This window comes from Brochothrix sp. (assembly GCF_017549435.1).
Lineage (GTDB): Bacteria > Bacillota > Bacilli > Lactobacillales > Listeriaceae > Brochothrix > Brochothrix thermosphacta.
The window spans coordinates 1-4,982 of sequence record NZ_JAFYUW010000172.1; the positions used below are offsets into that span (position 1 = coordinate 1).

Annotated in this window: 6 protein-coding genes; 2 read left to right on the forward strand and 4 right to left on the reverse strand. The window is 33.9% G+C overall.

Annotated elements, in window-relative coordinates; all coding sequences use genetic code 11:
• From IKV95_RS10935 to yjbM, 4 genes are all read right to left on the reverse strand, one after another.
• Positions 1-671: SDR family oxidoreductase (locus tag IKV95_RS10935; protein ID WP_287451848.1), on the reverse strand; the 671-nt coding region annotated here is incomplete at its 3' end.
• Positions 672-748: 77 nt separating this feature from the next.
• Positions 749-1,630: an RluA family pseudouridine synthase gene (locus tag IKV95_RS10940; protein ID WP_069120511.1), complete on the reverse strand. Its 882-nt coding sequence runs from the start codon at positions 1,628-1,630 to the stop codon at positions 749-751.
• 21 nt (positions 1,631-1,651) lie between these two features.
• Positions 1,652-2,440, reverse strand: coding sequence for an NAD kinase (locus tag IKV95_RS10945; protein WP_029091819.1), 789 nt, complete (start codon positions 2,438-2,440; stop codon positions 1,652-1,654).
• A gap of 5 nt (positions 2,441-2,445) precedes the next feature.
• Positions 2,446-3,096 carry a GTP diphosphokinase gene (yjbM, locus tag IKV95_RS10950; protein ID WP_029091818.1) on the reverse strand — a complete coding sequence of 217 codons (651 nt, stop codon included), beginning with the start codon at positions 3,094-3,096 and terminating at the stop codon, positions 2,446-2,448.
• A gap of 422 nt (positions 3,097-3,518) precedes the next feature.
• Here yjbM and IKV95_RS10955 point away from each other — a divergent pair, with 422 nt between their 5' ends.
• Together IKV95_RS10955 and IKV95_RS10960 are read left to right on the forward strand one after the other, a co-directional pair.
• On the forward strand, positions 3,519-3,695 hold the full coding sequence (locus tag IKV95_RS10955; RefSeq protein WP_154657740.1) for a hypothetical protein: 177 nt from the start codon (positions 3,519-3,521) through the stop codon (positions 3,693-3,695).
• A 683-nt stretch (positions 3,696-4,378) separates the two neighbouring features.
• Positions 4,379-4,882, forward strand: coding sequence for a hypothetical protein (locus tag IKV95_RS10960; RefSeq protein ID WP_141690580.1), 504 nt, complete (start codon positions 4,379-4,381; stop codon positions 4,880-4,882).
• Positions 4,883-4,982: the final 100 nt, after the last annotated feature.

Genomic DNA, 4,982 nt, shown 5'->3' on the forward strand with positions numbered 1-4,982 from the left:
CGACGTAATGGTGCGCGTTCTTCAACCATTTTTTGTGACTCACTAAAGTTTCCAACGCCACGTGCTGATAATGTACGAATAGGTCCTGCTGAAATCGCATTCACACGAACGCCTGTTGGTCCGTATTCACTTGCTAAGTATCGAACAGACGATTCTAATGCAGCTTTTGCTACACCCATTAAGTTGTAATTTTGGATAACGCGTTCGCCACCTAGATATGTTAACGTTAGTAAGCTTGCATTTTCAGCAAGTAAGTCTGCTAACTTCGCAGCACGAATGATTGCTGTAAACGAGTAGGCACTGATATCCAACGCTTGAGCAAAGCTCGCACGATCAACTGCAGAATAATCATCACCTAAAAAGTCTTTATTAGCAAACGCTACTGAATGAACGATACCGTTTAAAGTACCCACTTTTTCTTTTAACTCAGTCACTGCTGTTGTGATATCTTCGTCGCTTGTAACATCACATTTCACCATCGGTGCTTCTTTATTTAAATCCGATAAGTCTGCTGCTAATTTTACCAATCCTTTTGCTGAACGTTCTTTTGAATATGAAAAAATTAATTTAGCTCCTGCTTTATTAAGTTCTTGGGCAATTCCCCATGCGATGCTGCGTTTATTAGCAACACCCATAATTAAATATGTTTTATTTTCAAAGTTTAAATGCATAATAGCCTCCTAATGAAATAAGTTCTCTTATTATTTTACATGATAGTTCTCTAAATATCATGCGTTTCTTTATTTTTTTATAATCTATCGAGCATCGCTTGCATATCAGCTGGCACTTCACAATGAAAAGACATTTCTTCATCAGTAAACGGATGGATTAAAGTTAATTTTTCACTATGCAGTGCTTGGCGTTGAATTTCACTCATATCACCAAGATACATATCATCACCCATTAAGGTATGCCCAATATGTTGAAAATGCACACGTATTTGATGTGTACGCCCCGTTTTTAATTCTACAGCTACATCCGTCCACTCTTTGTGTCGTTCTAACACTTCAAAGTGTGTCTCGGCATACTTCCCATCTGAACGCACTTCACGCACCATGATGCTACCATCTTGGCGTCCAATTGGTTCTATAATCGGGCTTTTCGTCTCAATTCTTCCTTTTGCAAAAGCACGGTAACTACGTTTAACCAATCCTTGCTGATGTAATTCACTAAGTCTTGCATGACTGTATCGATCCTTAGCAATAAGCATAATACCTGATGTATCTTTATCTAAACGAGAGACGATATGAATAGCTTGATTTTCACCTTTAGAGTAGTAATGGCCTTTTATAAAATTCGCCATTGTTTTGGTTGGATGATACTGCGCAGTAATTGATGCAACGCCTGCTGGTTTATCAACTATCAATAAAAAATCATCTTCATAAATCACTTTTAAAGGCCCAATTTCAGGTATTAATGACTCGTTTTCTTGCTCTATTGGTGTTTGAACAGTGACAATATCACCTGTTACGATTTTATATCTTACATTTTCCACATGGTTATTCACACGAATTTCACCACCGCTAAATTTAATAGCTGCAAGTAATCGTTTAGATACATGATGATGACTCAAAAAAGTTCTGAGAAGTAATCCATTTTCTTCGGCAAGAGCCGTCCATCTTAATTTCATTTTCTTCGTTCCTTCTATCTATTAGTTAATAAATGAGTTGTGCACACGATTCCAGAAAGTTGATGCCTTTAAGCGCGCAAATTGCACTTTTTTTCCTGATAATTCATAATCTAAACGCGTGACATCTTCATGTAATTCAGTATGGTGATCAATTGTTAAAATACATTTTTTTGCACCTGTAGGTATCAACTTAATTGTTTGATCCTTCGGTAAAATTAAAGGTGAACCAATTGTTCTAAAAACGCGATTGTTAATTGATGCCATCTCTGTTAGTTGCATCACTTCTATTGTTGGATGAATAATTGCACCACCAAGTGAACGGTTATAAGCCGTAGAACCTGTTGGCGTAGAAACACATAAACCATCGCCTCTAAAACATTCAAATAATTCATTTTGTAAGTACACATCCACAGCTAATGTTCCTGATGCTAAGCGAAACGTCGCCTCATTAAGCACTAAATATTTTTGAGGTTCAGCATTTAGTTTACTCATTCTAACTTCAATTAACGGATAGGTCTCAATGCTATATTTCCCATGTGCAATGCCTTCAGCTAAAGCATTAATTTCATGAGGTAACCAGTCTGCATAAAAGCCCAGATGACCTGTATGAATGCCTACAAAAGCTGTCATATCTAAGCGATCAACATAATGATGAAAAGCATCTAACAGGGTACCATCGCCTCCGATTGTTACAACGATATCCGGTTCAGTGTTATCTTCACTCAGCCCCAGTGTATCAAAACGTTCTTTTAAATGATTGCGAATTTCTTGGGACATAAGATCATGTCGTGTTCGAATGGCATATTTCACCTGTATCACCTCTTTTTAGTATGGATAGTTGTTTTATGCTGACTTTGTTGTTTTTGTATATAAGTTTGTGCTTCATGGATTTCATCACGAATATGAGACATCTCTTCATCTAATTGAAAAGCCGCTTCTGATGCTCGTTGCAAACGCGCTTTAATATCTTCTGGAAACTCATCGCGATATTTATAACTGAGTGAATGTTCAATTGTTGCCCAAAAATTCATAGCCAATGTTCTGATTTGAATTTCGGCAATGACTTTCTTTTCGCCATTGATTGTTTGCACAGGGTACTCTATCACTAAATGATATGAGCGATAACCACTTGGTTTTTTATTTGAAATGTAGTCACGCTCTTCTAATATTCTAAAGTCATTACGTTTTCGTAAATGCTCAACAACAATAACGATATCCTCTACAAATTGACACATAACACGACAACCAGCAATATCCGTGACCTCTTCGGCAAATCGTGTGATTGAAATGTGTTTTTTCAAGGCTTTATCTACGATGCTTTCAATTGGTTTGACACGTCCTGTAACAAATTCAATTGGAGAATGTTTCCCCTCTAATTTAAATTGCGTACGAATACCTTTTAATTTCATTTTCAATTCTGCCACAGTTTGTTGATATGGCGCTAAAAATCCATCCCAATCTTCCATTGTACTCACCTCTATTTAATGTTACGCTACCTTTACAGTTTACCATAGGGTGATTAAATAAGCACAAATAAACACCGAAAAAACAGTGTTATATAGGTGTTTCTATTGCTTAGAAATTTCAATGCGTTTCAATAGATTAAAACCATATGGGTATCAAAAATATATGACAGGCGTTTTGAAGGCAGCTCGCTTTTTTATGCTACACTTACCAATAACACACATTTTGAGTGACTAATTATCCTCTCAAAATTTTAACATTCATATTACTTGTCACATTTAAATCATCATCGATAATTAAATAGTTTCTATATCCTTTATTTAATTTTAATAATAATTTATCATGTTACGTCTTGTTTTCAGATTTATAATTATTTTAATGACTTTGATTTTCAACAAATAATTATCCCTAGGAGGATGAAATTTTGAAAAACACGTTATATTTACTGATTTTCACTTCGATACTTCCAATTCTACACATTTTCATTGGCATTGAAAATATTATCCCAGGTTGGCTCGGTCGTTTAAGTTTAGCGATTATGCAAATCAGTTTCATGTTATTATTACTCGGTTATATCGCTGAGAGAAACTCGAAAAAATAATATTACTTCACAAAATAAGAATATCTATAAGTATCAACTGACTAAAAATAACATTTTTGACTGTTTCACATCTAAATGTCAACAATATAGATTTATTCATTCTGAGTGCTTTACAATTAACTTCTTTATTACCGTAAATAACATTTGTCAGTTCTGGGATTAGTAAAAATTTTATCTAAATCAATTTCAACTAGTTTCGGTTTTTTCATTCCTTCTAATTCTAATCTGATAAAAGTGCGTAACTTATTAACTAAGATAATTATATATCTAAGTATCCATAGTTCCCCTGATCTACTAATTAGAACCCCTTTAAACATGGGTGTCGTTGTCACGATCATGAAATTGATTGCACATTTTCAATTTGACTAAAAAAATGATTTAAACAACTCACTTACTAACGTTGTTGTTTCTAAATAGATATTATAGCCTTTACATAAAGAACTCTAAATTTAAATTCATCACTTACAGAGTAGGTATATAATACCTGTTTCTAAAAAAAATATACGCAAAGCTACTATTGACATATATAGATATATATAGTATTATTCACATGTCGAAAAGACAGAATATTTTGTAATTTCCGGAAAATCGGTGGAAGAATGTAATATTTTTATTAAAACTGCATCGGTTTTTTTAGTTTATTAATTGTTTTATCGCTAGTTTCAGTTTCTACTACTACTGTTTTGGCAGATAGTATTGATCCAAATGAATTAAATATTGAAAAAAACGAATCGGAATCAAACTTAACTTATGAGGAAAATATCGTCGAAGAAAATATTCCTTACCTCTACGAACCGCTCATTTTAAATAGCGGGGAGTTCGCTAAATCACCAGAATTTAGCACGAGAGTTAATTTACCTGTAGGAGTTCCTATGAATTGGAAATATGTTTCAACTTATAATGGAGATAATGTCACTACTGAAAATATAAAATCTAAGTCTAGCGTTTTCGTGGCAGGTATTATGGCAGTACTATCTGTAAGAGCCAAAAGTAAGTTTTTGGCTGGAGTTGCAACGGCTGAGGCAACACAGAAATCTAATTATACGATGAAAAAAAAATACTGGACCACAAGAAAGTATGTTTCTAAAGATGCTCGTAATGTTTATGTTAAGTTTGAAGTAAAGATATATAATGACTCCGCAAGAAAAAAATTACTACAGTCTTATACAGAAAATCATGTTAGATAATTATAGAAGCAATAAAAAAAGCGCTCATTATAATTGAGTGCTTTTCTTTTATTAGTAGGAGGTATTCATGAAAAAAAGTATATTGGCATTCGCCATTTTA